We start from the raw sequence: 25,230 nt of genomic DNA on the forward strand, positions 1-25,230 counted from the left end.
CCCCCAAACCCCCCGCGCATTAGTTTTTCGGTGGGATGCTTACACGCAGCCGCTGACGCATCTGTAATAATTTGAGAGTCACTTCACTCGCAGGAGTGCCTCTCCTGATATGTAGCCTATACTCAACGGATTTAGTATGATTGACGAATTTGCCTTATTTCAGCTTCTATTTTCAAGTCAGGAGATAGGAGTCAGGAGATAGGAGATAGGAGATAGGAGACTTTTTTATTTATTCTCCCCACACCCTACACCCCACACCCTACACCCCACACCCTACACCCTACACCTCACACCCTCTTTCAAGTCAGTCCCTTTCTCGAGTCTGGAACTTTGTGATCGATCGAGACTCCTTGCTATACTATACCTCTGACACTGGCTTTCCTCATTGGTGCAGAATGCAACCCACAGACTCGAATAAATTTACCGAACAAGCTTGGGATTCGATCGTTAAATCGCAAGAAATTGCGCGACGCTTTAAAAATCAGACCTTAGAGGTGGAACACGTTATTATTGCCCTCCTAGAGCAGAATAACGGTCTAGCCACCCGGATTTTACAAAAAGCTAATATAGAAATTCCCCGACTGCAACAACAGCTAGAAGTCTTCACCAACCGACAGCCGAAAGTGGCCATCGTCGATCAATTATACCTAGGTCGTGGTCTGGATCTGCTGCTCGATCGAGCGGAAGCATCCCGGGAAAGTTGGCAAGATAAATTTATCTCCGTCGAACATCTTCTCGTCGGTTTTGCCGAAGATGAAAGGGTGGGCCGGAAATGTTTACGTACTTTCAATCTTGACCCCCAAGATTTAGAATTAGCTATCAAAGCTATTCGCGGTACTCAAAAGGTTACTGAACCCAATCAAGAGGAAAAATACGAAGCTTTAGATAAATATGGCCGGGATTTAACAGCAGCGGCCAAAGAAGGCAAATTAGACCCGGTTATCGGTCGTGATGAAGAAATTCGACGGGTGGTGCAAGTCCTCTCGCGACGGTCTAAAAATAACCCAGTTTTAATCGGTGAACCGGGGGTAGGAAAAACCGCTATCGCTGAAGGATTGGCCCAAAGGATTGTTAACGGAGATGTTCCCGAATCTTTGAAAAATCGTCAGTTAATTTCCCTCGATATGGGAAGTTTAATCGCCGGGGCAAAATATCGAGGCGAATTTGAGGAAAGATTGCGGTCAGTCATGAAAGAAGTGACCCAATCAGAAGGGCGAATTATTCTCTTTATTGATGAACTGCATACCGTTGTCGGTGCGGGTTCTAGGGAAGGGGGATCGATGGATGCAGGCAACCTATTAAAACCTATGTTAGCTCGGGGAGAATTGCGCTGTATTGGGGCGACAACTTTGGATGAATATCGCAATCATATTGAAAAAGATCCCCCTTTAGAAAGACGTTTTCAACAGGTTTATATTAAGGAACCTTCCGTGGAGGATACTATCTCAATTCTCCGGGGTTTAAAAGAACGTTATGAGGTGCATCATGGGGTGACAATTACTGATTCGGCCCTAGTGGCAGCAGCTACCCTATCCCATCGTTATATTAGCGATCGTTTTTTACCAGATAAAGCGATCGATTTAGTCGATGAAGCGGCGGCAAAATTAGAGGTAGAAAGTACCACTAAACCCGCCGATTTGGAAATGATAGATCGTCGCTTAATGCAGTTACAGATGGAAAAATTCTCCTTAGAAAAAGAGGAGAAAAAGGATCGAGCTTTTCAAGATCGTTTAGAAAGAATTATCGAAGAAATTGAGGAATTAGAAAGTAAACAAAAGCCTCTCGCTGACCAATGGCAAACGGAAAAACATATCGCCGAGGAAATTAAATTATTGCGAGAAGAAGAAGAACAATTGCGCCTACAGGTGGAGCAGGCTGAACGAGCTTATGATCTCAATAAAGCGGCACAATTAAAGTATGGCAAACTAGAAATTTTACAAGGGGAATTAGAAGCAAAAGAAAAAGAACTAGAAACGATTCAAACAGCCGGGGCAACCCTGTTAAGACAACAGGTAACTGATGCCGATATCGCCGAAATAGTTGCCCGTTGGACGGGAATTCCCGTCAATCGTTTAATGGAATCGGAACGACAAAAATTATTAGAATTAGAGTCTCATTTACAGAAAAAAGTGGTCGGACAAAATGAAGCGGTCACGGCAGTAGCAGCGGCGATTCGACGCGCACGTGCGGGAATGAAAGATCCCTCCCGTCCGATTGGTTCATTCCTATTTATGGGACCCACAGGAGTGGGTAAAACCGAGTTAGCGCGGGCCTTGGCGGGGTTACTGTTCGACTCCGAAGAAGCCATGGTTCGCATCGATATGTCGGAATACATGGAAAAACACGCGGTTTCGCGGTTAATCGGCGCTCCTCCGGGTTATGTGGGTTACGAGGAAGGAGGACAACTATCGGAAGCAGTGCGTCGTCGTCCCTATTCTGTGGTTTTATTGGATGAAGTGGAAAAAGCCCATCGGGATGTTTTTAACATTTTATTACAAGTGCTTGACGATGGGCGCATTACCGACTCTCAGGGGCGCGTGGTGGATTTTCGGAATACGATTATCGTCATGACCAGTAATATTGGCAGTGACCATATTTTAAATGTTTCCGAAGATGCCGATTATGAGGAGATGCGGAAACGGGTTTTAACAGCTTTGCGGAGTCATTTTCGTCCCGAATTTTTGAATCGTATCGACGATTTAATTATTTTCCATACCCTGAAAAAAGAAGAATTGCGTTACATTGTTCGTCTGCAATTACAGCGTCTGGAAAGATTATTAGCAGAACAAAAAATTAATCTAGAATTAACTACGGCCGCAGAAAATCATATTGTTACTGTTGGTTACGACCCCACCTACGGTGCGCGACCTTTAAAACGCGCTATCCAACGGGAGTTAGAGAATCCTTTAGCCACAAAAATTCTCGAACAAGCTTTTATGGAAGGGGATACGGTGGTAATTGATTGTTTGGATGAAGGGTTAAGTTTTAGCAAAAAGGAGCTAGAAAAGGAAGGGACAACATTAGAATTAGCCGTGGTTAACCTCAGTTCGGATTAAAACCAGACAGGGGATATATTCCCCCTCTGAGTTTACCGTAAAAGCCAAAAATGTCCAAAAAGAATCCTATTTTTTCCCTTGGACGGTTAGTCTAGTAACATCCCGCCAGAGGAAGAATTTCCTCAAGTTTTTTTATTCCTGAACTTACCACATACATATCTACTACAATAGCTGAAAACCCTTATCCGTCAATGTATACACCCATTAACTTCTCTTAATGTCCCCATGTTTATTGTAATATTTCTTAATAGAAAAGGATGAAGCCTATTTGCTAAAATGGTAGTCATGTATATAGAAAAAGTTTTTAACCGTAATTTCCCTCCACCGTTCTTTTCCCAGAATTCTACCGAGAGGGAGATTAGGTGGCACTCGCGGCTGCTAAACTTCTCGAAGATTATGGCACACTTGTCACAAAAATTCGAGAAGAGACGAAAGTGCTTTTCTCGTTGGTTCAATAATAAAAAAACACACCGCTAACACTTCGAGACGGGAAAACTTGCGTGAGAAAGACTTTTTCTTGATCGAAAAATTAGCGGTAATTTGTTCTCATTTAAAGTTGCTCGTGGTTTGATAAATTCCTATATCACGATAATGTCAAGAAGATTTACCAATGAAAACCAGGGAATCATTAGGATATACCCTCGTTTACTAAGGCATCATCGATGACGGAAAGATGTTTCCATTCAGCTAATTTCTAAGCACGAGTAGAGAGTTTTTTCAGCCTAGAGGCTAACCCCAATCCGCCTAGTCCTAACAAGGCAACAACGGAACCCGGTTCGGGAATATTAGTAGGGGGAGAAGTGTTTACTGTCCCGTCAACGCTGAATTGAAAAGCGTTAGCTATAGTAGAAGGAACCCAACTAAGTCCTTGATTAGGACTAAAAAGGGAATTATCACCAATCGACCAGCCAGGCTCCCCTGCTTGGTCAAAAGAGTTAGTACCACGCCATGAATATTCTCCACCAGTGCCGACTAGGCCATCAATCCCAGCAACCAACCAGAAGGAAGTGTTAGCGGCTAATGTTTGCGGAGTAGTAAGGGTAAAGGTGGTGTTGGCTCCGTCGGGAAAGCTAGTGCTAATGGAAATAGGGTTAATAAAACTGGTTATCAGGTTACCGAGTACCCCAGCGTTGTTTTCATAGAGACGGACAAATAAATTGGCATCTGCAGTGTCTTGCCGGAACTGAAGAGTGACCGAGTTAAGAGTATAACCATAACTGCCACCGCCAGTTGTAAAACTTGAACGTAGCCATGAATCAGTTTTTACTGCGCCTCCTATACTCAGACTTGTAGTTGTTGGAGGTAGGTTGCTAACGAGGGTGGCGGCAGAAGCTTGTTGTCCTAAGCTAAAGGAAAGAAGGAGAGCAAGGCTGCTCCCCCCCATTTTCGCCAAAAGTTGCTGATTTTTGGTCATTTTTCAAACTCTCAAGGTTAAAAAGGATAAAGTTGATTTCCATTGATGGTTTATCTTCTGAGGGCTACCTCAGTAAATAATCCTTGCAATAACTTAGCATAGATTCCTAGCTTCTGATAAGGTAAATCTGGACTTTCCCCATAGAGAAATAATAAAAAATCAACAAAACCCTTTTCCCCTTGAAAATGGACGTTCGGCGATGCTCAGACGTTCGGCGATGCTCAGACGTTCGGCGAAGCTCAGTCGAGCCGTCGAGCCGCTGTACCGTTGACTGTATCTGGAGTAGAGCGATTCCGTAGAGTTGGCTGTATAGTGATCGCTAACCTTATTCTAACAGATGGTGTCATTAATCTCTAGAGTAAGCGGTTCCCTCTGTAGCCATGTTTTTGCTGGTTTTCTGCCCCGGAACAAGTTATATTGGTAGAAGGGTCAAATTTGAAAATTTTTACCTCAAACCCTATCTGCGTAAGGACTTCAGGAGTTTGCATTTAGCAGTTCATTAGTATTGAATCGCTTTAACTCAGGCTCTGTAAGACTTTTAGCCATAGCTATCCCTCTTCTGGGACTTTCGCAAATCCCTGACCGCATCTAGGCAAATTTCGGGTTTCTGTTAGTCAGCACTCGCTTGAAGGCTTACCCCATAAGAGAGCCAGAGTTGAGAGACTGTAAGATTTTTGCCAGAGTTCCAGAAGAGCGATATAAGGATACTTTTAGTAGCGATTAATGCCATCCTTTTTACTTCTAATATCAAAATTGATGGATGCATTATAAAAACAACTTAATCCCAAAGTTACTTTATTTTTCGACTAATCTGACACTGTTACTGCTAGTGACTCTGTTGGTTTTTTCTTAAAAAAAAACGATGGGGATTAAATCTGACTAAAATAATAGTAAATCCTGTTTTGAACAGCTGATAACAATTAATGATAAGTTAGCCAATGATAGTTAGTCAAGTATTATAACGAGATTTAGTATTAATTGTACTATATGCTAAAATCTGGACGCTAAGATCTAACTTATCCCTCTTCTGTCAGAGGAGGGATAAGTTAGAATAGAGAGAAAAGCCCTCAAAGCGAGAGTTGATATATGGTTAAGTCAATTAAAGGTTCGCTGCTATGAAATTTCGTCAATTGATGCGGGCAACAGAAAATAAATACAATCGGCTGCTGGCAAATCTAGTCTTGCTCTACATTATTTACCCATTTTTAGTATATCTACCCCTGGGAGATTTGCTGATTTTCTTTTTCTTCTCCCTCTCCCTGATCATCGCCGTCTATCAGATCGATCGCAGTAAATTGGCTTTAAGATGTAATATCAGTCTGTTTGTAATTGCACTTATCCTGAGAGTATTCGGCAGGATTATCCCTATTTATAGCGATTTAACCGGTTGGTTCGATCTGTCTAGTACATTAATTTCTCTAGCTTTTATTAGTTTATGCGTGTACTCGATTTTACGAGAATTAATTCTCGCCGAACAGGTAACATCCGATATCATCAAAGGGGGAATTTGTGTCTATTTTCTCCTAGGATTTTTCTGGGCATCCGCTTATAGTATTGTTCAGATTTTCGAACCCGATTCCTTTAGCTCCGCCGCTAAAACCGTCAACCAGGCGGATATAATTCATTTCAGCTTTACTACCCTAGCTACGGTTGGCTACGGTGATATCGTTCCTACCAGTAAAGTCGCTAGAGTTTTGGCCAATTTAGAAGGAATGGCTGGAGTTCTCTATCCCGCCGTTTTTATCGCTCGTTTAGTCAGTTTACACAATGGTCGTTAACCAAAACAATCGATCGCCTTGGGGGAATATTAGATGATTATGCGTCGCTTTATGCCGATTCTTTCTTTACTTTTGCCTTGGGTCACTGCCGCAGGAGTCTTGGCGGAAATACCGACTCTATCCCAGGAAATCCGCCCAAAAACGGCGGAACAGGTGATCGAGCAGCTCTGTGCTAATTTAACCAAACAGCGATCGTTCACCGTCAATATGGATGTCACCTATGACGATATACTCGACTCCGGGGCAAAAGTTCAGTACAGTGCCTATCAAAACATCTGGGTAGAGAAACCCGATCGCCTGCGCTCGGACTACACTGGGGATGAACGAGTTACCCGCTTTTTTTACGATGGTAAAACCTTCACCCTTGCGGATATGGAACGGGATCTATACGTCACGAAACCGGCTCCGAATACTCTAGATGAAGCCTTAGACCAAGTAGAGCAAAGGTACGGGATCACCATTCCCATGTCAAATCTGGCAGCGAACGATCCCTGTGCAGATCTAATGGCCGATGTCAGGCAAATTATTTTTATCGGCAACAACATGGTTAATGGTGAACAAATGTATCACCTGCTGCTGATCGGTAGCGATCGCGATTATCAAATCTGGGTCACGCAGGATGCCACCCCCCTACTGAGGAAAGCGATTATTACCTATAAAACTCTACCCGGTTCACCCCAGTACACGGCAATATTATCCGACTGGAATTTTAATCCCAGTACACCCGCCGATACTTTCACTTTCCAACCGGGATCAGAGTCGATCCCTATCGAACTTCTACCCCCTAGGAATAATCAATCCCAGCCATAAAAAAATCAAGGAGTCCGGGCCATGAAAAGATCTTTATGTCAAAACTTATGTGTTCTTGCCGCCCTCCTCTTGGGTACAAGTTTACTGATCACGGATTATGTGGACGCTCGCGGTGGCGGTGGCGGCGGTAGTCGTGGCGGTGGCGGTGGTAGTCGTGGCGGTGGTGGAGCTTCCCCACGGGTTAACCGCAGTAGTGATCTGCAAAACCGAGGGAATTTTAGTAATCGTTCCCAACCCTCTAGAGATTTTTCTGGAAGACAGGGAGAACGGCAAACTAATCAACAAAACCGTCAAGGGGAACGCAGCGCAAGACAGGGTGAACGGCAAACCAGTCAACAAAACCGTCAAGGGGAACGCACGGAAAGACAGGGTGAACGGCAAACCAGTCAACAAAACCGTCAAGGGGAACGCAGCGAAAGACAGGGTGAACGGCAAACCAGTCAACAAAACCGTCAAGGGGAACGCACGGAAAGACAGGGTGAACGGCAGCAGCAGGTTGGCGATCGCCAACAGAACCGTCAGAACTTTATTGACGATAATCGCAACGGTTACTGGCGTGGTGGCGGTTGGTACGGTGGCGGTTATTACGTCCCCCCGGGTTGGGGTTGGGTAGGGTTAACCACTGGCTTAGTCATCGGTTCAGCGATCGCTACTCTCCCCCCCTACTACAATACCGTCTATGTGGGTTCCACTTCCTACATTTACTCGGACGGCATCTATCTTCAGCCTAGCGGCAGTTCCTACACGGTGGTGGCCCCGCCAATCGGCGCAATTGTCACCTATATCCCAGACGGCTGCACCACAATTACGGCTGACAATACGCTTTATTACAATTGTAGCGGTATCTACTATCAGCCCCTGTTTGAGAATGGTTCCACGGTTTATCAGGTGGTTCGCTTCTAATCGGTTTCTTCTTCATCAATAATTGCCGATCGATCTAATAATAATAAATCTCGCAGGCGATCGGTATCTAATTCTGTTAACCAATTTTCCCCAGCATCTACGGTTTGTTCCGCTAATTGTTTTTTGCTTTCGATCATCTCATTAATGCGTTCCTCTAGGGTTCCCGTACAGATGAATTTATGTACCTGAACATTGCGTTTTTGTCCGATGCGAAAAGCGCGATCGGTGGCCTGATTTTCTACTGCTGGATTCCACCAACGATCGATATGAAAAACGTGATTAGCGCGGGTTAGATTTAATCCTGTTCCCCCTGCTTTCAGGGAGAGAATAAAAATCTTTGGTCCTTGGGGATCATTTTGAAAGCTCTCGATCATTTCTACCCGATCTTTTGCTTTGGTAGAACCGGAGAGAAATAATATTTCCTCGGCTAATTTTTTCTGGAGATGGGTTTGTAGGAGTTTTCCCCACTCGGCAAATTGTGTAAAAATTAAAGCTCGATCGCCTTCTGCTATCACTTCCTCTACCATGGCTTCTAAGCGTAATAATTTCCCCGATCTTTGACTGGTTTCTAAACTATTTTCTTTCAAAAAATGGGCGGGATGATTACAAATTTGTTTTAGTTGCATTAGCAAGGTTAAAATTAATCCATGTTTCTGAATTCCTTGAATTTCTTCAATTTTCTGGAGCGTTGTCTCGACTAATTGTTGATAAAGTTGTCCCTGTTCTTTCGATAAACCACAAAAAATATTCATTTCCTGTTTTTCTGGTAAATCTTCAATAATATTTTTATCGGTTTTCAATCTCCGTAAAATAAAAGGACGGACGAGGGAACGCAAATTATGCAGCGATTCTTGATCGCCGTATTTTTCAATGGGAAGGGCAAAACGACGCTGAAAAAATGTTTGAGTTCCTAAAAAATTGGGATTGAGAAAATCCAAAATTGACCACAATTCCGTCAGGCGATTTTCTACGGGAGTTCCCGTTAAGGCAATCCGAAATCCTGCGGGTATTTTTCGCACTGCTTGGGATTGTTTAGCCGTAGAGTTTTTAATATTTTGAGCTTCATCTAAAACTAAACCTTGCCATTGTACTGCTTCTAAACTGGACAGATCACGATAGATTAAAGGATAACTGGTAATAACAACCGATTTATTTTTTACCTCTTGAGCAAAAGCTTGACCTTTTAATCTTTTTTCGCCATGATGCACAAAAACCGCCAGGGTGGGAGCAAATTTTCTTAACTCATGTTCCCAGTTATTAACCACAGAAGTGGGAGCCACCACTAACACGGGATTAACTAACATATCCTCTTCTTTTAATGCTAGTAAAAAAGCGATTAATTGCGGGGTTTTTCCTAAACCCATATCATCGGCTAAACAAGCACCTAAACCCCACTTTTCTAGGAAAGCTAACCAACTAACTCCCTTGAGTTGATAGGGGCGTAATTCTCCCCGAAATTCCCGCGGTGGGTTGATTAATTGAATCCCTTGATTGTTATTTAAATTATCAATTAATTCCTTTAATGATCCCTCCGCTTGGAAATTAACTACCGGCAGTTTAGCAATTAGATTATTATCTCCTGAACTCAAGCGCAGGGCATCCTCCACCGAGAGATTCAGGGGAGCGATGGTATTATTTAAAATTGCCTGAGCTGCTTTGACATCCGTAGGTTGTAGGATTAACCATTTGCCTCCCACTTCCACCACTGGCGATTTTTTCTCTAATAACTTATCAAAATCTTTTTTCGATATTTCCTGTTCCCCTACCACTAATTTAAGCTGAAAGTTTAATAAACTGGTTAAACTTAATCTTTCTCCTTTTTTGGGAGTTACACTGGCAGCAATCTTAATTCCTAATCTTTGTTCATTACTACCGGCAGTTAAACCCGTGGGCAAAATTACCCCTAATCCCTGATCTTGCAATTGCCAAGCGATCGAGCGAATAAACTGATAAACTTCGATCGAATCAAGTGAACATTCCTCCGGGTGTCTCTGCTCTAAACTAATTCTAATCGGTTCGTACAATCGCGATGCTAATCCTAATCCTTTTAAGAGAATTTCCTGGGGATTATTGACAACTCTTTGATAACTATGATAACTTTCTTTCCCCTCTAACCAAATCAACTTGGCACTAATGAGAAATTCGGGATCATCTAACGCTTGTAAATAATAGGTGAGTTTCCACGCTGTCCCTAAACTGGGAGGTTGTAAAGATAAACAGACACGGTATTGATTCTCGATTAATTGGCGATTATTGCCATTAACCAAACTTTCTTGGATAGGAAACACCCAGTTATGATAAGCATTTTCTAGACGCTGTAAATTCTTGGCTTCTAAGGCAATCTCATGATGATCACCGCTTAAAGATTGTAGCCAAGGTTTCACCATCAATGAGGGGGAAATATTAACACTACTATCTATCTTTTGTCGCAAACGAGCATCGACAATATTTTTTAAGCAATCGAGAATAATTGTTTGTGGTTCGCTATTTTCTTGATAGGCAAGACAGACCGGGGGGATGGTTTGGACAAACTTAGCTAAACGAGTGCGATCGATGGTACTATCTAGCAGGGGATACCAGCAACTTTCACCCTGATTTATTCCCGCTAAAAATTTTCCCCTTGCTAATAAATCTAAACTCCAACGGTGCAAATACAGCCAAAATCGTAGATCATTGCCGATAAATTCGGCCTTAGCTAGGGGTAATTTCTCCCATAACTGTATTATCATCCCCGCAGAAAAAGTTAATCCTGATATCTGCCATGGTTGCCAAGACAAGGATTTAGCTGTGGGTTCGAGAATTTGCCCAGACAGCAGCGGTAAAAAATATTTTTTCCTAGGGGGGGAATAACTAGGCAAACTGAGCTTGATTGATTCTGGAGAATAGCAGTCAAGCTGAGGGGAAAATTTCTCGATAAATTGGGCTAATTCCCCAGATTCTAGACAAAAAGGATGATTTTCCTTTGTTTCACTTAATTCTTTCCCTTGCCACTGTTCACCCCAAAGAAAAAAAACACTATCTTGCGAACCAATCAGCCAATTACCGTGTAGAGTAGTCATTATGAAATAGGGAAATTCCTCTAAAAAACTTGCTGTTGAAAAGGTAATAAATCTCGATTTTGTCACTGCTTCTGACGTTAAGAGCCTCTAATCTTCTATTTTAGTGGACAAGGGCTGATTTCTCAAGCAGAATCTAGTTAAGCGATTAGCCCCGATCGCATGGTTATTATCAATAAGAATAAATAGAGTTCTTTTTAAACTATGTACAAATCGATCGCCCTAACCCTCGTCCTCAGTCTTCCCCTGAACTTCTCCCTAGTTGGTTATGGGGAAGATTTAAACCACCTACAGCAATTATTATCCACCCGAAAATGTCCCCAATGCGATCTGAGCGGTTCGGGGTTAGTGCAATCGAATCTAGTCGGGGCAAAATTAAATGGGGCCAATCTCGTCGGGGCCAATCTTAGTCAAGCTAATTTAAGTGGGGCGGATCTGAGTGGCGCAAATTTAACTGGAGCCTCTCTTTTTGGTGCTAATCTCACTGGAGCGAACTTAACCGGGGCAATCTTGACGGGTGCGGATTTAAGAGGCACTTATCTCAATAATGCTAACCTCGACAACACCAAACTAGACACTGCATACGTGCAGGGTGCGGTGGGAATTCCCAGTAGTGCCGGTACTCCTGAACTATTCTATGGTCTAGGGATGGTGGAAGGAAAACAGGGACGCACCAGCGCCGCTATAGAAAATTTTAATAAAGCCTTGACAATTAACTCGGAATATGCTCCAGCTTATCTGGCCCGGGCCATGGCTCACTATCGTCTGGGACAAAATGCTCTAGCGGCCCAGGACGCTCAAATGGCTTCGACTCTCTTTGAACGACAAGGTAATACCCCCGGTTACGAAGCGGCAGAGAATTTTATTAAAGGCATGGAAATCGCCCTAAAACCGCGAGAACAAGGTGGTGGCAATGCTCAATTAGACCAAATGGTGCAGGGGATTGGTTCTCTGCTTTTACAGTTTGTTTTACCCGCTTTGGGACTGTTTTAATCCTCGTCCGCTGGCTCTTCTAAATGTTCCGAGACCGCGTAATAAAGGTCAAGAACATGGTGATCGGCAAGACGATAAAAGACTCTCCGTCCCTGTTTTTGGTATTTAACTAATCTTAAGGCTCTTAGGGTTCTTAACTGGTGCGATACGGCCGATTCACTCATCCCTAAGTCGTCGGCTAAGTCACAAACACATAATTCTTGTTTGGCTAAAAGCGACAGAATTCTGAGGCGGTTGGCATCCCCCAAAAGGCTGAAAAATTCGGCCATTTTTTGGGCTTTTTCGATTTCTAATCCCTGCAAGTGCTGGAATTTCGCCTCTTGGTGATGGGATTCCCCACAAACCGGCGCTATTTTCTCTAGGGCCATATTTTTTCCTGATCGGTTATTAAGGGAAAGTTGAGAAAGGGAGGTATCGATCAAATCTTCCATGCCGATACTTGTCCCCTTCTCCCCAATAACTAAATTTGACTGCAAGAACAGCCCTGGTGTCCACCGCCTTTCTCGTTCTCGTTAACGTGACCATTGGCACAAGCTTGGCAACAGTAGTATTTATCGTTTTCTTTGATGGCATCGGCGATCGATACTTGACACGTACAGGATTCACAAGCACATTTCATGGTGGTGACAGCGATCATGGTTACTACCTCTGAACTTCTTTACTGACTTTAGTATAACATCTGAACAGATGTTCATGGATTGAATAAAGTTAAATTTTTCTAAAATTCAGACGGGTGGGAAGTTCTCCTTGATCAGTGATCAGATTTGAGTTTTCAGTTTGCATATAGAGATTTTCACGTTACTGAGGTATCAACAAGTTTTGCCAACAAAGAGTTTAAGCCCCTTGCCCATGCCTCATTCTGATGAAAACTGCTATATATAGCGTTTTTCAGTCTGCTGAGGTACAAAAGTTATGGGTTTTAGGCAAAAGGCAAGAGGCAAAAGGCAAAGGGGAAGGGGAAGAAAAACAGGTGTACCTCACTAGCTTAGGAAACGCTATAATATAGTCTAAGGTAGAAAAAAGTTAAATACTGACTAAACCGCCCAATCATAACAACTGAGCCGACAAATTCTGATGTTATTAGCATTAAAACAACTAACTGTTACCCCAGGCGACCGCCTGTTGTTAACTTCACTCACTTGGCAAGATTATGAAAAAATTCTTGACGAATTGGGAGATCGACGGTCAATTCGTCTATCTTATAGTCAAGGAACTTTAGAAGCAATGACTCCTCTTTTTATTGATGAAAACACCAAAGTTTTAATCGGGGATTTGGTTAAAGTTCTCCTGGATGAATTAGAGTTAGACTATGAACCCGCTGGATCGACAACCTTTAAAAATCAGCAAATGGATCAAGGAATAGAACCAGATGAGTCTTTTTATATCGGAAATTGTGCTGCTATCAGGGGAAAAAAGCGACTTGATCTGGCTATTGATCCCCCTCCCGATTTAGCAATTGAAATTGATATCACTAAGCGAACCCGATTTAATAATTATGAGCGATTGGGTGTTCCTGAATTGTGGCGATATAATGGAGAGAGACTGGAAATCAATGTTTTGCAAGGATCAGAATATGTTGAATCTTGCCAAAGCCGACTATTTCCTCAATTTAATCTAATAGAAAAAATTCCAGAAACGCTACAAAATAGTCAAAAAATAGGTAGTGCAATGGCATTAAAACAATTCCGAATTTGGGTCAAGCAAACGCTTAATACCTGACTTCAAATGTACAACGAAGTCAGGGAACTGAGGTTTTCTACTGTCTTTTTACTGCTCACTGTTTACTGCTCACTGTGTTTAGACGCGGAACAGCCTACCAGCGATCGCCAGCCTCATAAATTGCTAAACGTCCGACACCTAGATATAATCCGGGAGAATTCTCCCCGGGGGGATAAGCAGTAATTCCAAACTGATAGACACCACCATAATCGGGATTTCGTACTGGTTTCAGACCGATGGAAACGGTATTACCGGGGGGGACAGGAGGATCAAAAATGACCGTGATCGTCTGAGTCTTGGGGTCAAAAGTAGTGGATTTTAGGGTTAATTTTTCGCCTCGCTGATTGCGATCGCCAAGAAAAGCAAAGGTTTGATCGAGAAGAAAAGCAATAGTTTGAATATTGGGCTGCTGTTGTATGGTTACTTTGCCCAAGGGCGCCCCGAGAGACGGCGGTAGAGCGATGGTAAGATAGTATTTTGCTCCCCAAGCACGCACGGATTGGAAAGTAGCGGAGAAATTAACCAGAGTGGGAGAACTCTCAAAAAATATTCTGCCATCGGGAAATTGTCCTGCGAGAGAGACAGAAGCATCAAAAGCGAGTATAGCCATCAAAGCCAGCTTAGACAGACTTTCAATCTGTTTTAAAGGCAAAAAGGGAATTTTCAAGGTAAAAGCTGCTATAAAATACTGATTGTCAAGGGGAATTATACCAAATTCACTTAACACCGCTGCCATGATCAGTTGTCAGTTATCAGTTATCAGCTGTTTTCTCCCCACTTCCCACTTCCCACTTCATAATTCCCCAACCCCCAACTTGCAATGTATCTAGAACACCTGCACCTTCACAGTTTTAGAAATTATGCCGAACAGGTGCTAAAATTCGAGTCCAAAAAAACAATATTATTGGGCAACAATGCTCAGGGAAAATCCAATTTACTAGAAGCGATCGAACTTTTGTCCACTCTCAAGAGCCATCGAGTCAGCAAGGATCGGGATCTGGTGCTAGAATCGGACTCGGAGGCGAGAATTTTTGCTAGGGTTAATCGTCTTTATGGAGCATCAGAATTAAGTTTAATTCTCCGTTCTTCCGGTCGTCGCACCGTGATCCGCGACCGTCAACCCCTGCGCCGTCATCTCGATTTTTTGGGCGTGATTAATGCGGTACAATTTTCTAGTCTCGATCTGGATTTAGTGCGCGGTGGTCCGGAAGCTCGCCGAGATTGGTTAGATACTTTATTAATTCAATTAGAACCCCTATACGTTCATATTTTACAGCAATATAATCAGGTTTTACGACAAAGAAATGCTCTCTTAAAAGAGATTCGTAAACAGGAATTAGAGGGAAAAGTTTATGCGGATTTATCCCAACTAAAACTCTGGGATTTACAACTAGCAGAAACTGGTTCAAGAGTAACGAGAAGAAGAGCGCGAGTCCTGCAAAGATTAATTCCTTTAGCCCAAAAATGGCACGAAAGTATTAGCGGAAAAACGGAATTTTTAGAATTACAATATGTTCCCAATGTGCCTTGGCTAGAAGATGATGTCAATGGGGTACAAAGGGCTTTTTTAGATAAGATTGAAACCCGTCGTTTGGCAGAGAAACAACTAGGGACATCGGTAGTCGGTCCGCACCGGGATGAAGTGGATTTTTTAATTAACCAAAACCCCGCTAAATCCTACGGTTCCCAAGGACAACAAAGAACCTTAGTTTTAGCCTTGAAATTAGCGGAATTACAGTTATTAGAGCAGATTATCGGGGAACCTCCTCTACTACTCCTCGATGATGTTTTAGCCGAATTAGATATCGAACGACAAAATCAATTATTAGATGCGATCGAAGACCGTTTTCAAACTTTAATTACCACCACTCATCTCAGTTCTTTTGAGTCCCGTTGGTTGCAATCTTCCCAGATATTTTCTGTCAAAAAGGGACATATTTTTTATTAGCCTATAGCCTCTCTTTATTTTGCTCTTTGTCTGTATATACCCATAATAACAAAACAGGCCGCAGGCCTGTTTCACTATTAGATTAAGAATAATTAATCCTACCTAATCTCGCGGACTACCGGCTTACCGTCGATAATTTCACCGACGAGAATCAGATCAGCAACCCCGACAAATAAACCATTTTCTAAAACCCCCGGCATATTATTAATAGTTCTTTCCAAATCAGCCGGATCATCGATACTATCAAATTTAACATCGATAACTAAATTGCCTTGATCTGTCACCACGGGGCCAGCTTTTTTCACTCCCATGCGCAGGGAAGGTTTACCACCGAGGGCCTCTAATTTCAGCATAACTGGAGTCATGGCCATGGGTAACACTTCCACCGGCAAAAGAAAAGTCGATCCCAACTTATCCACCAGCTTATTGCCATCCACTACCACGACGAAAATATCGGCGAGACTATCGACAATTTTCTCCTGAGTATGGGCGGCACCGCCACCTTTAATCAGGTTTTTCTGGGGATCCACCTCATCGGCCCCATCGATGGCGATATCCATCTTCACGATGACATCGAGGGTAGTGAGGGGAATTCCGTACTTCCTAGCCAAAACTTGCGCTTGAAAAGAAGTAGGAACCCCGACAATATTGCTGATTTCCCCGCTTTGCAGTCTAGCGCCCAAATATTCGATCGCATAGGCCGTCGTTGAACCAGTTCCCAATCCCACGACTGAATTAGATTGAACTAGATTAGCGGCGGCCTTACCGACCTCCTGTTTCATAAGAATGACCGGATCGATTGCTGTCATGATGCACATTCCTAAAAGCGATGTTTTGAACCTCTTAGTTATCGGCTATCCCTTGCCCTCTTGTCAATGCAATTAGGGATTAGTGGCCTGAGCTGCTAACATTTCCTTGAGTTTAGCCAATTCATTGGCCCAACGGGGATCCGGCTGTAAAGCGTCACCATCACCGGTAACTTTCGGGGTACTGCTGCTACCCCGTTCAGCCTTGCGTTTTTTGCCGCCGCCGCCGCCACTGGATTTGCGCGGTGCTGCCGTCGTCGGTTTCGGAGTTGGTCTTTCGACTTTTTCTGGGGTTTCTACGCTTGCCTCCGTGCCTTCTGTTTCTTCCCCTTCTTCTTCTTTACCTCCCTTGCTGCGGGGGAGAGCTTTCTCGATTTTGATCGGGTTTTCCATGAAGGATTGGCCGTTGTATTTTTCGATAAACTGGTCGGCTAGTTCATCGCTAGGGACGGTAACGAAGGCAAAACCGCGACATTTGCCGGTTTTGCGGTCTTTGATGACTTTAGTGGTAATCGTATCCCCTTCATCGGCAAAAAGCGCCTGTAATTTTTCGCGCTCGACGGATTCTTTGGGCAAATTACCAACGTATAGACGAACGGACATGATGGATTCCTCCAAGTATAGGTTGATGTAAAAACTTGTGCGACATTCCGTGCCTGTATCCTGATTTTTTTAAGGCAAACAGAGCTAAGGAAGATGTTTCCCAGCGATAAGCTTGTAGTTTCTGCACGATAGCGGCTGTGGCCGTCAATTTCGACTATCCTTAACGATTTCAACGAGAGTAACGGAATCTAGGAGTTACGCTTTTTAGCTGTTAACAGGGCTAATCATTCAACTTACCCGATTTATGTCGCTCTCTTCGATTATTACAGAATGTTTACACAATTTGTCAAATATTTTCTCTCGCTCTGGGCTGCCTAAGTATAACTACTTAAGTATTTGTTCACAGTAAGCAAAATTTTATGAAAACTCTTGCTAAATGTATCATTATATGCTTCTTTCCTTTTGGCGGCGGGGTATCCTAGCTAACGGGAGGAAAAAAGCAAAACCCTCTCTACAGATACATTGACACTTTGTCAAGTATTTGTTACATTAGTTAAAAAAGGTGATACCGATCACCAATCTCGCTTGTTATCAACCACTGTCTTCATCGAGGAGGAACACCATGTCTCAACCGATCGAACTTTCCTTAGAACAACAGTTCAACATTCGTTCTTTTCAGACTCAGGTAGAAAAAATGAGTCAGGAGCAAGCGCAGGATTTCCTGATCAAGCTCTACGAACAAATGATGGTCAGGGAAAATATGTACAAAGCTTTTCTCAAACACCAGTGGGGTCTAGATTCTAATCCCTGGGCCTCCCAGTAACTCATTTCACCCCTGCGGGCGACCTCTTTCTCCGGCTGGGTTTCTCCGGAAACGAGCTAGGGATGCGGGGCGCATTTCTTCACCTTTTTAGCTATTCTTAGGGAAGAATAACCGAATTGCTAGGGGTTAATTTATGTTCGAGCGCGCTTTGATCTGTACAGATCTTTTCGATGGTCTCCATCGTCTTGTCCATTGTGTGCCACACTTAGCCCTGAGCGGCTTAAAACAAGTTATCTTCCTCCACAGTATTCCGGTTTGGGAACAACCCACCCTAGCTGCCGTAGATCAAGGAAAAATTGACGCGGCTAAAGAAAAATTATCCCCAGCTTTAGCAAATATTCCCGACGGTATGACAGTTATTGTCGAAATCTCTAACCGTCGTCCCGTGGATGCCGTGCGGGAAATCCTCGCGCATCACTCTATTGACGTGATTTTGATGGGAAATCCCATGCGCGGTGCCGTCCAAGAAAAATTATTCGGTAGTACCAGTTTAGCGATCGCAGGTATGACCGATATTCCGCTGCTGATTTTCCGACCGCAATTATTATCAGTTTATACTCGCGATGAATTGGCCCTGCGCTGTCAGCATCTCTGGAAACATTTATTAATTCCCTACGATGGCAGTCCCGACGCGATTTATCTAATTGAACAGATGGAAAAATACGCCAAAACCCGCGCCCCCGGCTCTTTTGAGCAATGTCTCCTCGTCCGGGTAGTGGAAAATATCAGTCGCGATCCCAGTGTCACCGAATCTCGTTTAAATGATGCCCGTCGGGAATTAGAATCGGTGCAAGTGCGACTAGAAAAACTCGGTTTGCAAGTACAGAGCCAAGTGCGACAAGGAACACCTGTATTAGAAGTTTTGACGGCAGCAGAAGAAGATGACATCAGTGCGATCGCTGTGGCCACCTGCCATCGTTCCAATATGTTGGAATGGTTAGCAGTGCGTCGGATTAATGAAGATATTCTTCATCAACTGTGGTTCCCCTTATTATTTTTCTCACCGAAGGGATAGGTTAGAAAAAAGATCCTCTTGGGGATAAACCACAGAGACACAAAGGACAGAGAGAAGAGCCGAAAATTTTTTGGGAAAATTAACTTAACTGCTCGATTAATCCGATAACTTTAGCCTTAATTTCATCGCGAACTCGGCGAAAAGTTTCCATGGGTTGACCATCGGGATCATCAATTAACCAATCCTCGAAAATTTCCTGTAAAACCCATCCTTCCGGCAGATTGACACCGCAACCACATAGGGAGATAACGGCATCATAATCTTCGGGATTAAAATCCCTAATTGGTTTAGAAGTTTGGTCAGTAATATCGATACCAATTTCCTGCATAACTTCGATTGCTCCGGGGTGAACTTTGGCCGCTTCTAATCCGGAACTTGTGACGGCAATTTTACCCGCACCTAAAGTTTTAGCGAAACCTTCGGCGATTTGGGAACGACAGGAATTTTTTCTACAGGCAAACATGACTTTTTTCATGATTTTAACTCCTAGAAATTGATTTAATTAATAGCTTTATGGGCAATTGTGGCTATTTCTTGGGCGAATTTTTCCTTCCTTTCACTATAGCGATCGGTCAGATAATCTACCTGATCTCGCAGGAGAATGGTAAACTTATAAAGTTCCTCCATTACATCAATAACTCGATCTCGATAGGGGGAATCTTTCATCGTGCCATCCTCGTGAAACTCTTGATAAGCTTTAGCCACCGAAGATTGATTAGGAATAGTAAACATTCGCATCCAACGACCAAGAATTCGCAGAGTGTTAACCGCATTAAAAGATTGGGAACCTCCGCTTACTTGCATGACTGCTAAGGTGCGGCCTTGGGTAGGTCTAACCGCACCAATACTCAAGGGAATCCAATCAATTTGGTTTTTGATAATGCCGCTAATATTGCCGTGAAGTTCGGGAGATGACCAGACTTGACCCTCGGACCATTGACTTAATGCTCGTAATTCTTGCACCTTGGCATGAGTATCGGGAACACTGCCATAAATCGGCAATTCACGGGGATCAAAAAAGCGCACTTCTGCCCCATATTCAGTGATAATTCTGGCAGCTTCTTCTGCTAATAAACGACTGTAGGAACGTTCCCGCAAAGAACCATACAGGAAAAGAATTCTCGGTTTGTGAGTCGATTGGATCATGGTGAATAATTATTTGTAAGAACTCAAGCAACGAGGATCGAGAAGGGTGGCTTTTTCTGGATCTCTGGGAAACCAAAAGGCGGTTTTTTTACAGAATTCTACCAACATTAACATCACAGGTACTTCAATCAATACCCCCACTACTGTCGCTAAAGCAGCCCCCGAATTCAATCCGAATAACATCACCGCAGTGGCGATCGCTACCTCAAAATGATTACTAGCACCAATTAAAGCAGCGGGAGCCGCATCTTCGTAAACTAAATTGAGTTTGAGAGCGGCCACATAACTAAGTAAAAAAATCAGATTAGTTTGAATAAACAGGGGAATAGCAATCAGGAAAATATGCAGGGGATTACTGACGATTAAATCGCCTTTGAAAGCAAAGAGGAGGATTAAGGTTAGCAATAAGGCAGTGATTGCCACAGGACTGAGATAGTGAAGAAAACGCGATTCAAACCAGGCCCGTCCTTTATGTTTAAAAATCCAGTGACGGCTATAGATACCAGCAATAAGCGGTAAACCAACGTAGATTAACACAGAAAAAACAATGGTCTGCCAAGGGACTACAAAATTATTAGCTGCCAGTAACCATTTACCTAGAGGAGCGTAGAGAAAAAGCATCGCTAGGGAATTGACTGCTACCATAATTAGGGTATGACCCTGGTTACTGTAGGAAAGATAGCCCCACATCAAAACCATGGCCGTACAGGGAGCAATTCCTAGTAAAATAGCTCCAGCAGTGTAGGAACTAGCTAAACTTACCGTCTGTCCTCGGATAATCTCCGTTTGACTCAACCAAGGCAGAAACAGCCAGCCGAGAAAAAATTGAGCCAGCGCCACCATGGTAAAGGGTTTGATCAGCCAATTAACCACTAAAGTTAAAATAACTGGTTTGGGAGTACGGGCAGCCCGGAGAGCCTGAGAAAAGTCGATCTTAACCATGATCGGATACATCATGAAGAAAAGACAGATGGCGATCGGAATAGAAACGTTATAGATACTCATGGCATCTAAAGTCCGCGCTACGTCCGGAAATAACCGACCGAGGGCAATTCCCGCCAAAATACAGAAAATAACCCAAAGGGTAAGGTATTTTTCAAAAATACTAAGGCTACCGCCAGCTTTGGCGGCTTTAGGATTGATTTGATTAGTCATCGCACAAAGGTGGAAAGAGAATAATGGGAGATTGGGTAATCCACCTTTATTATTTCAAAAAAAGTTGATATGTCAAGAGGAAAAGCTAGTTATAAAGCTTTAATATTTCTAAAAATCTTGATTGGTTACTGATTTTCCTCGCAGAAACGAGCGGGGACGAGGGAACTAAAACGACGATATTCCGATAGATATTCTTCTAGGAGAAGAAATTGAGATAGATTTAGGCTGTAGTAGATCCAACGACCCTCTTGACGACTGCGGACTAAATTGGCTTCTTTTAGCGTTTTTAGGTGAAAAGATAGTTTAGATTGGGCGATATCGAGATGATCGCGCAATTCACAGACGCATAATTCCTGATGTCGCAACAGTTGCAAAATTTGCAGCCGTAGGGGATCCGAGAGTGCCTGAAAACCAGTGTAAATTTGGGTTAACGAGTCGGGAGATGTGGTCAGAGAGTTGAACATTGAGATGGTCCCTCGGTGGGAAGGAAATAGGAAAGCGGGAAAATTCAGAATTGCAACAAAACTTTATGTATTTTTGTATCGAATCAGGAAAACCAGCGAATCATCCCCTGTATGATAGACAATGGTTTTGACCAGATTAGCCCTTAAAATCATTGTAAACAGGTTAGGAGACATCATGGAATTATTTGCGGCTCTCAATTTAGAACCCATTTTTCAACTCACCTTCGTGGCGCTAATCATGTTAGCTGGCCCCTTTGTCATTTTCCTACTAGCTTTTCGTGGTGGCGACCTATAAAAACCGCCTCCCCCCCATTGTTATTCGTGCTTTTTTTGACTTCTCTCCTCTTTAGGGGGAGATTTTTTGTCTAAAAGTCAGGAGTCAGGAGATAGGAGTCAGGAGTCAGGAGATTGCTTTCATTTATTCTCCCCTCTTGCCGCTCCCTTGTCTCGACTCCCAACTCATAAGCTCTATTGCAAAAGTAATCAAGATATATCCTTTTGTCGGTAACGAAGTTCGTAATTGTAGATACCAGCAATCAAATTCAATCTCAGACCAAATCGCCGTCTGCGATTTCTGTATCTCGATGAAAGTATCCGAAATATTTTGAGACGACGATGAATATGTTCTATAACTATGCGCTCTTCTCGACTTTGTGTGATAAGTTTAACTTATATAGTAGCGATCAATCTTTGTGTCCTTTGTGTCCTTTGTGTCTCTGTGGTTCCTTCCACTGACTCGCCTGCAAGACTGTATCTTAGAATACATTTTACCCACCAAACCTGGAAGAGCCAATTGGCGATATTCTCAATATTAATTGAAATGACTATAACTAAGATGGTTAGCTAAAAACTGTTGTCTTTGATTCTTTAACGGCTCTTCGTTACTTGTTATGGTTCGATAGAGGGGCATAAATCGACTAAATCCTTATCTGGCAAGAGACTTAATTGATTAGTTCGCTCTAGATAAAAAACAATTGACAAAAATCGCTAAATGCCTTTCTTTATAAGGGTTCCATCCCTTATAACCCCCGTCCATTGCATAACACAAACCGAAGAGTCTCTTTAACTTGTCCTTGTTATAGTCGAAAAAGCTCGGAAGTACAAAAGTTTGTGCTGCCTATTTTTCAGGAAAAATAGGTTGTAATGGGGGACTTATTGTTTTCCTAGAGAAAAATAATTACTTTTTCAAAAAAACACTTTTATATTTTTTTGTTGGGTATTTTATTCTCTGGAAGTCCCTTTCAGAGCATATCCATAAAACATCAGTTCCTCGGCTGCGATTTTCTCAAATTGTTCTATTTCAAAACCCGTTAACTCTGAAGTCCAACGATTAACAGAACCAGGATTAACTGGTTCTCGTAGTCGTCTAAAAACGTTCGAATTGGCACGGTTATCATTCCCAATGAAAGTCGGATCAAACTGAACTTCTTCAGCTTCTAGACTAATAAAATTCATTACTCTTGGTATCTCTAGCCATGGCTTACTCACAAGTTCCTCATATTTAACTGTCAAGAGTTTCTTGTTATCTTGATAATTTAGCGGAACTCTGACACACTTTCTCCAATATTTAGCAAAAACCTTAATATTTTTGTTTTGGGGGACGTTTGGGTGTGATTTTGACGAACAGTAGCAATCCCTACCATCTCTAAGAATATGGATGACCGATGAATTAGGAAAATGTTTGAAAATAAATGGTAAATGTAAAATGTGCTGAGGTGTTTTTTCAACGAATCTTTTTCCTCCATTTTCTTGCGAAAGTAAAGTTACTCCTCGGGCAAAGAAATCAACAATATCCACGGAATTATTGAACAACTGTTTCAGTTTTTTGTTGGGTAATCCGAAGTGTTTTCTCCGGGGGCTAAAAATATTCTGATAAGAAAAAAAACCAGTCTCACCCTGTATGCTAAAAAGCTGGCTGTGTGTTGACAATATCCTTTGTAGCAAAGTAGTACCGCTTCGCGGACAACCTACAACAAAAACAGTATTGATATCGCTAATTGTGACAGGAAAACGCCAAGAGATATTTCGGACTAACGACTGAGGACTATCATAGGTTTTCAATAAATTAACGAGTTGGTCGATCATGTGGCTCTCTTATTCTTCGTGTTATAAGTTTAACTTTAGCGCTTTTCACGTTACTGAGGTATTGACAAAGTTGGCTCTTCTCGACTTTGTGTGATAATTTTTGCTTATAGAATCGTGAAATGTTTACTGGGCAAGACTTTTAGGACTATTTTGTGGAAGAAACTATCAGTATAGACCTCGTTTCCACACAGAAACCAGAAGAGCCCAGCCAGTGGCATTGAAATCCCCCTTTAAAATGTTCTTTAAATCCCTAAAAGGCTTGCTGTGTCTAAAACTGAGAATTGCTGACGCATCTTAACAATCCTTGACAAAATGAACTTTATGTGAGTTGCTTACCCGGAGTGCGATTCAGGAATACTCTTAATTAAAACACACCTATCATTACGTGGCTGGGTTTCCGCGAAAGCGGCTGGGAAAACCTTTACATTTGGTGTCGTGAAGCGTATTCCCAGTCCGACGCGCAGCCATTCTGAAGGTGGGATTTGTCCTATGATAATAGAGGAAGCTGTCAAAAATCTCTTAGTAGTATCTTGAATCTGTTGATAGCCTAAGCTATCACTATTTCTTTGTGAGGTATGCACGAGTCGTGGATGGAAAATAAAAAACTCTCCTGGGTTTAAGAGTATCTTGTAGAAGTATTTTTGAATTGGCGTATTTAATCTGAAAAAAGGCACACCATAGGTTCCAGAATCGCTGCTTTTTAGCATTTCTAATCCGTATTTACTTTTCAGATCCTCTTGATCAAGTTTGTGACTTCCTGGAATAATAGAAAGGCAGCTTTCAGGTGTTGCTTTGTTGATAGCTAAATGGACAGAAATATGGTTATCAGTATCTGAAAGCAACCCATGATATACATCCTGATGCCACGAAATTCCATTACCTAACATCGCAAAAAATAGATTAGAACGCCACAAAGTTAAATCGTCAGTCCTGAGTATTTTAGATACCCTTTCTACGATGGCAGAATGTAAACACAGGCGGGATATTAAAGGTAGGTCTAAGTGTCTATTTCTTTTCTCATAAACACGATATTTTTTATTAGTGAAAAACTTGAGTATGTTTATACCTTTTAGTATTTCACAATAAACAAGTTTCATTTCCTCTTCTGTAAGCAGGGTAAAAGGTCCTGCAAATCCATGCTCATTAAAAAAAGCTATTTCTTGGTTATTCATGTTTAAATTGGCGATTTATACGATGTTTCCATTTAACTAATTTCTCTAGAGAGTAGTCTATTTTAGAAAACTGATATTTGTCAAGCGGACGCTACTGAATGCTGACGGTTCGCTCATTTTCCACATTATAGTGTAATTCATCTGACAGAGGGACAAGCGAGCTAGAAAACTTGCCAACAAAGGCTTCTGGCTTCTCTCGCTAGAAATAGATCTAGCGATTCTAGGCAAAAAGCTAACGAAAGAATTAGGGATAGGAGCGAGCTTACTAGGAATTATTATTAATAAGTGAGAGATGGTGCGGCGAACTTTTTCGAGCTAAAACCATGAAAAGCTTATGCTATATG

General features: G+C 42.5%; 25 protein-coding genes and 1 pseudogene. 12 read left to right on the top strand and 14 right to left on the bottom strand.

What is annotated here, in order from left to right; translation table 11 throughout:
* The first annotated feature begins 395 nt into the window (after nucleotides 1–395).
* Nucleotides 396–3,056, top strand: a complete 2,661-nt coding sequence (gene clpB / locus ACOCD9_RS20460) for an ATP-dependent chaperone ClpB (protein ID WP_419548298.1) — start codon at nucleotides 396–398, stop codon at nucleotides 3,054–3,056.
* 694 nt (nucleotides 3,057–3,750) lie between these two features.
* Here clpB and ACOCD9_RS20465 read toward each other — a convergent pair.
* On the bottom strand, nucleotides 3,751–4,470 hold the full coding sequence (locus ACOCD9_RS20465; RefSeq protein WP_419548299.1) for a choice-of-anchor R domain-containing protein: 720 nt from the start codon (nucleotides 4,468–4,470) through the stop codon (nucleotides 3,751–3,753).
* Between the two features lie 1,115 nt (nucleotides 4,471–5,585).
* On the opposite strand from ACOCD9_RS20465, the gene ACOCD9_RS20470 reads away from it, so the two are divergent.
* The 3 genes from ACOCD9_RS20470 to ACOCD9_RS20480 are packed head-to-tail and all read left to right on the top strand — an operon-like array spanning nucleotide 5,586 to nucleotide 7,961.
* Nucleotides 5,586–6,248 (top strand): potassium channel family protein, encoded by a 663-nt coding sequence (locus tag ACOCD9_RS20470; RefSeq protein WP_287701944.1) that lies wholly within the window; start codon nucleotides 5,586–5,588, stop codon nucleotides 6,246–6,248.
* A gap of 33 nt (nucleotides 6,249–6,281) precedes the next feature.
* Entirely contained in the window at nucleotides 6,282–7,058 is a 777-nt protein-coding gene (locus tag ACOCD9_RS20475; RefSeq protein WP_419548300.1) for a DUF2092 domain-containing protein, read from the top strand.
* A 21-nt stretch (nucleotides 7,059–7,079) separates the two neighbouring features.
* Nucleotides 7,080–7,961 carry a DUF6515 family protein gene (locus ACOCD9_RS20480; protein WP_419548301.1) on the top strand — a complete coding sequence of 294 codons (882 nt, stop codon included), beginning with the start codon at nucleotides 7,080–7,082 and terminating at the stop codon, nucleotides 7,959–7,961.
* Here the strand turns inward: ACOCD9_RS20480 and ACOCD9_RS20485 are convergent.
* Nucleotides 7,958–11,020 (bottom strand): DEAD/DEAH box helicase, encoded by a 3,063-nt coding sequence (locus ACOCD9_RS20485; protein WP_419548302.1) that lies wholly within the window; start codon nucleotides 11,018–11,020, stop codon nucleotides 7,958–7,960. The two genes, ACOCD9_RS20480 and ACOCD9_RS20485, sit on opposite strands and share 4 nt — an antisense overlap.
* Before the next feature lie 201 nt (nucleotides 11,021–11,221).
* Here ACOCD9_RS20485 and ACOCD9_RS20490 point away from each other — a divergent pair, with 201 nt between their 5' ends.
* Nucleotides 11,222–12,010: a pentapeptide repeat-containing protein gene (locus tag ACOCD9_RS20490; protein WP_012263945.1), complete on the top strand. Its 789-nt coding sequence runs from the start codon at nucleotides 11,222–11,224 to the stop codon at nucleotides 12,008–12,010.
* Here the strand turns inward: ACOCD9_RS20490 and ACOCD9_RS20495 are convergent.
* On the bottom strand, nucleotides 12,007–12,441 hold the full coding sequence (locus ACOCD9_RS20495) for an ArsR/SmtB family transcription factor (RefSeq protein ID WP_002754959.1): 435 nt from the start codon (nucleotides 12,439–12,441) through the stop codon (nucleotides 12,007–12,009). The two genes, ACOCD9_RS20490 and ACOCD9_RS20495, sit on opposite strands and share 4 nt — an antisense overlap.
* A 29-nt stretch (nucleotides 12,442–12,470) precedes the next feature.
* Nucleotides 12,471–12,647: a metallothionein gene (locus tag ACOCD9_RS20500; RefSeq protein WP_287701953.1), complete on the bottom strand. Its 177-nt coding sequence runs from the start codon at nucleotides 12,645–12,647 to the stop codon at nucleotides 12,471–12,473.
* A gap of 225 nt (nucleotides 12,648–12,872) precedes the next feature.
* Between ACOCD9_RS20500 and ACOCD9_RS20505 the strand changes: the two genes are divergently transcribed.
* Complete coding sequence (locus tag ACOCD9_RS20505) at nucleotides 12,873–13,016, top strand: hypothetical protein (protein ID WP_002780525.1); 144 nt, start codon at nucleotides 12,873–12,875, stop codon at nucleotides 13,014–13,016.
* Between the two features lie 68 nt (nucleotides 13,017–13,084).
* Nucleotides 13,085–13,729, top strand: a complete 645-nt coding sequence (locus tag ACOCD9_RS20510) for a Uma2 family endonuclease (RefSeq protein WP_287701955.1) — start codon at nucleotides 13,085–13,087, stop codon at nucleotides 13,727–13,729.
* Between the two features lie 94 nt (nucleotides 13,730–13,823).
* On the opposite strand, the gene ACOCD9_RS20515 is transcribed toward ACOCD9_RS20510, so the two are convergent.
* Complete coding sequence (locus ACOCD9_RS20515; protein ID WP_287702006.1) at nucleotides 13,824–14,396, bottom strand: DUF2808 domain-containing protein; 573 nt, start codon at nucleotides 14,394–14,396, stop codon at nucleotides 13,824–13,826.
* A gap of 153 nt (nucleotides 14,397–14,549) precedes the next feature.
* On the opposite strand from ACOCD9_RS20515, the gene recF reads away from it, so the two are divergent.
* Nucleotides 14,550–15,677 carry a DNA replication/repair protein RecF gene (gene recF, locus ACOCD9_RS20520; RefSeq protein ID WP_287701957.1) on the top strand — a complete coding sequence of 376 codons (1,128 nt, stop codon included), beginning with the start codon at nucleotides 14,550–14,552 and terminating at the stop codon, nucleotides 15,675–15,677.
* Between the two features lie 98 nt (nucleotides 15,678–15,775).
* Here recF and rpiA read toward each other — a convergent pair whose 3' ends face one another.
* Entirely contained in the window at nucleotides 15,776–16,486 is a 711-nt protein-coding gene (gene rpiA / locus ACOCD9_RS20525) for a ribose-5-phosphate isomerase RpiA (RefSeq protein WP_149985664.1), read from the bottom strand.
* A 72-nt stretch (nucleotides 16,487–16,558) separates the two neighbouring features.
* Nucleotides 16,559–17,086, bottom strand: coding sequence for an RNA recognition motif domain-containing protein (locus ACOCD9_RS20530; RefSeq protein WP_287701958.1), 528 nt, complete (start codon nucleotides 17,084–17,086; stop codon nucleotides 16,559–16,561).
* Nucleotides 17,087–17,648: 562 nt separating this feature from the next.
* On the opposite strand from ACOCD9_RS20530, the gene ACOCD9_RS20535 reads away from it, so the two are divergent.
* A complete protein-coding gene (locus ACOCD9_RS20535; RefSeq protein ID WP_002791926.1) occupies nucleotides 17,649–17,849 on the top strand; it encodes an NblA/ycf18 family protein in 201 nt (66 codons plus the stop codon).
* Nucleotides 17,850–17,982: 133 nt separating this feature from the next.
* Nucleotides 17,983–18,864: a universal stress protein gene (locus ACOCD9_RS20540; RefSeq protein WP_287701960.1), complete on the top strand. Its 882-nt coding sequence runs from the start codon at nucleotides 17,983–17,985 to the stop codon at nucleotides 18,862–18,864.
* 79 nt (nucleotides 18,865–18,943) lie between these two features.
* On the opposite strand, the gene arsC is transcribed toward ACOCD9_RS20540, so the two are convergent.
* From arsC to ACOCD9_RS20560, 4 genes are all read right to left on the bottom strand, one after another.
* The gene (gene arsC / locus ACOCD9_RS20545; protein WP_419548303.1) at nucleotides 18,944–19,339 is read right to left on the bottom strand and encodes an arsenate reductase, glutathione/glutaredoxin type; all 396 of its coding nucleotides are present in this window, start codon (nucleotides 19,337–19,339) and stop codon (nucleotides 18,944–18,946) included.
* A 23-nt stretch (nucleotides 19,340–19,362) separates the two neighbouring features.
* On the bottom strand, nucleotides 19,363–20,010 hold the full coding sequence (arsH, locus tag ACOCD9_RS20550) for an arsenical resistance protein ArsH (RefSeq protein WP_419548305.1): 648 nt from the start codon (nucleotides 20,008–20,010) through the stop codon (nucleotides 19,363–19,365).
* Nucleotides 20,011–20,019: 9 nt separating this feature from the next.
* Complete coding sequence (arsB, locus tag ACOCD9_RS20555) at nucleotides 20,020–21,165, bottom strand: ACR3 family arsenite efflux transporter (protein WP_130756919.1); 1,146 nt, start codon at nucleotides 21,163–21,165, stop codon at nucleotides 20,020–20,022.
* 125 nt (nucleotides 21,166–21,290) lie between these two features.
* Nucleotides 21,291–21,629, bottom strand: coding sequence for an ArsR/SmtB family transcription factor (locus tag ACOCD9_RS20560; protein ID WP_002780506.1), 339 nt, complete (start codon nucleotides 21,627–21,629; stop codon nucleotides 21,291–21,293).
* Nucleotides 21,630–21,804: 175 nt separating this feature from the next.
* Between ACOCD9_RS20560 and psb30 the strand changes: the two genes are divergently transcribed.
* Complete coding sequence (psb30, locus tag ACOCD9_RS20565) at nucleotides 21,805–21,924, top strand: photosystem II reaction center protein Ycf12/Psb30 (RefSeq protein WP_002736367.1); 120 nt, start codon at nucleotides 21,805–21,807, stop codon at nucleotides 21,922–21,924.
* Nucleotides 21,925–22,112: 188 nt separating this feature from the next.
* Here psb30 and ACOCD9_RS20570 read toward each other — a convergent pair.
* A pseudogene (locus tag ACOCD9_RS20570) lies at nucleotides 22,113–22,268 on the bottom strand (IS5/IS1182 family transposase); the annotation flags it as partial.
* Here ACOCD9_RS20570 and ACOCD9_RS20575 point away from each other — a divergent pair.
* Nucleotides 22,264–22,476: a hypothetical protein gene (locus ACOCD9_RS20575; protein WP_419548306.1), complete on the top strand. Its 213-nt coding sequence runs from the start codon at nucleotides 22,264–22,266 to the stop codon at nucleotides 22,474–22,476. The pseudogene ACOCD9_RS20570 and the gene ACOCD9_RS20575 sit on opposite strands and share 5 nt — an antisense overlap.
* Nucleotides 22,477–22,850: 374 nt before the next feature.
* Here ACOCD9_RS20575 and ACOCD9_RS20580 read toward each other — a convergent pair whose 3' ends face one another.
* Both ACOCD9_RS20580 and ACOCD9_RS20585 read right to left on the bottom strand, forming a co-directional pair.
* Entirely contained in the window at nucleotides 22,851–23,714 is an 864-nt protein-coding gene (locus ACOCD9_RS20580) for a sulfotransferase family protein (protein ID WP_419548307.1), read from the bottom strand.
* Nucleotides 23,715–24,046: 332 nt separating this feature from the next.
* A complete protein-coding gene (locus ACOCD9_RS20585; RefSeq protein WP_419548308.1) occupies nucleotides 24,047–24,886 on the bottom strand; it encodes a phytanoyl-CoA dioxygenase family protein in 840 nt (279 codons plus the stop codon).
* Between the last annotated feature and the right edge of the window lie 344 nt (nucleotides 24,887–25,230).

The sequence above is a fragment of the Microcystis sp. genome, assembly GCF_048564745.1.
Taxonomy (GTDB): Bacteria; Cyanobacteriota; Cyanobacteriia; order Cyanobacteriales; family Microcystaceae; genus Microcystis; species Microcystis ichthyoblabe_A.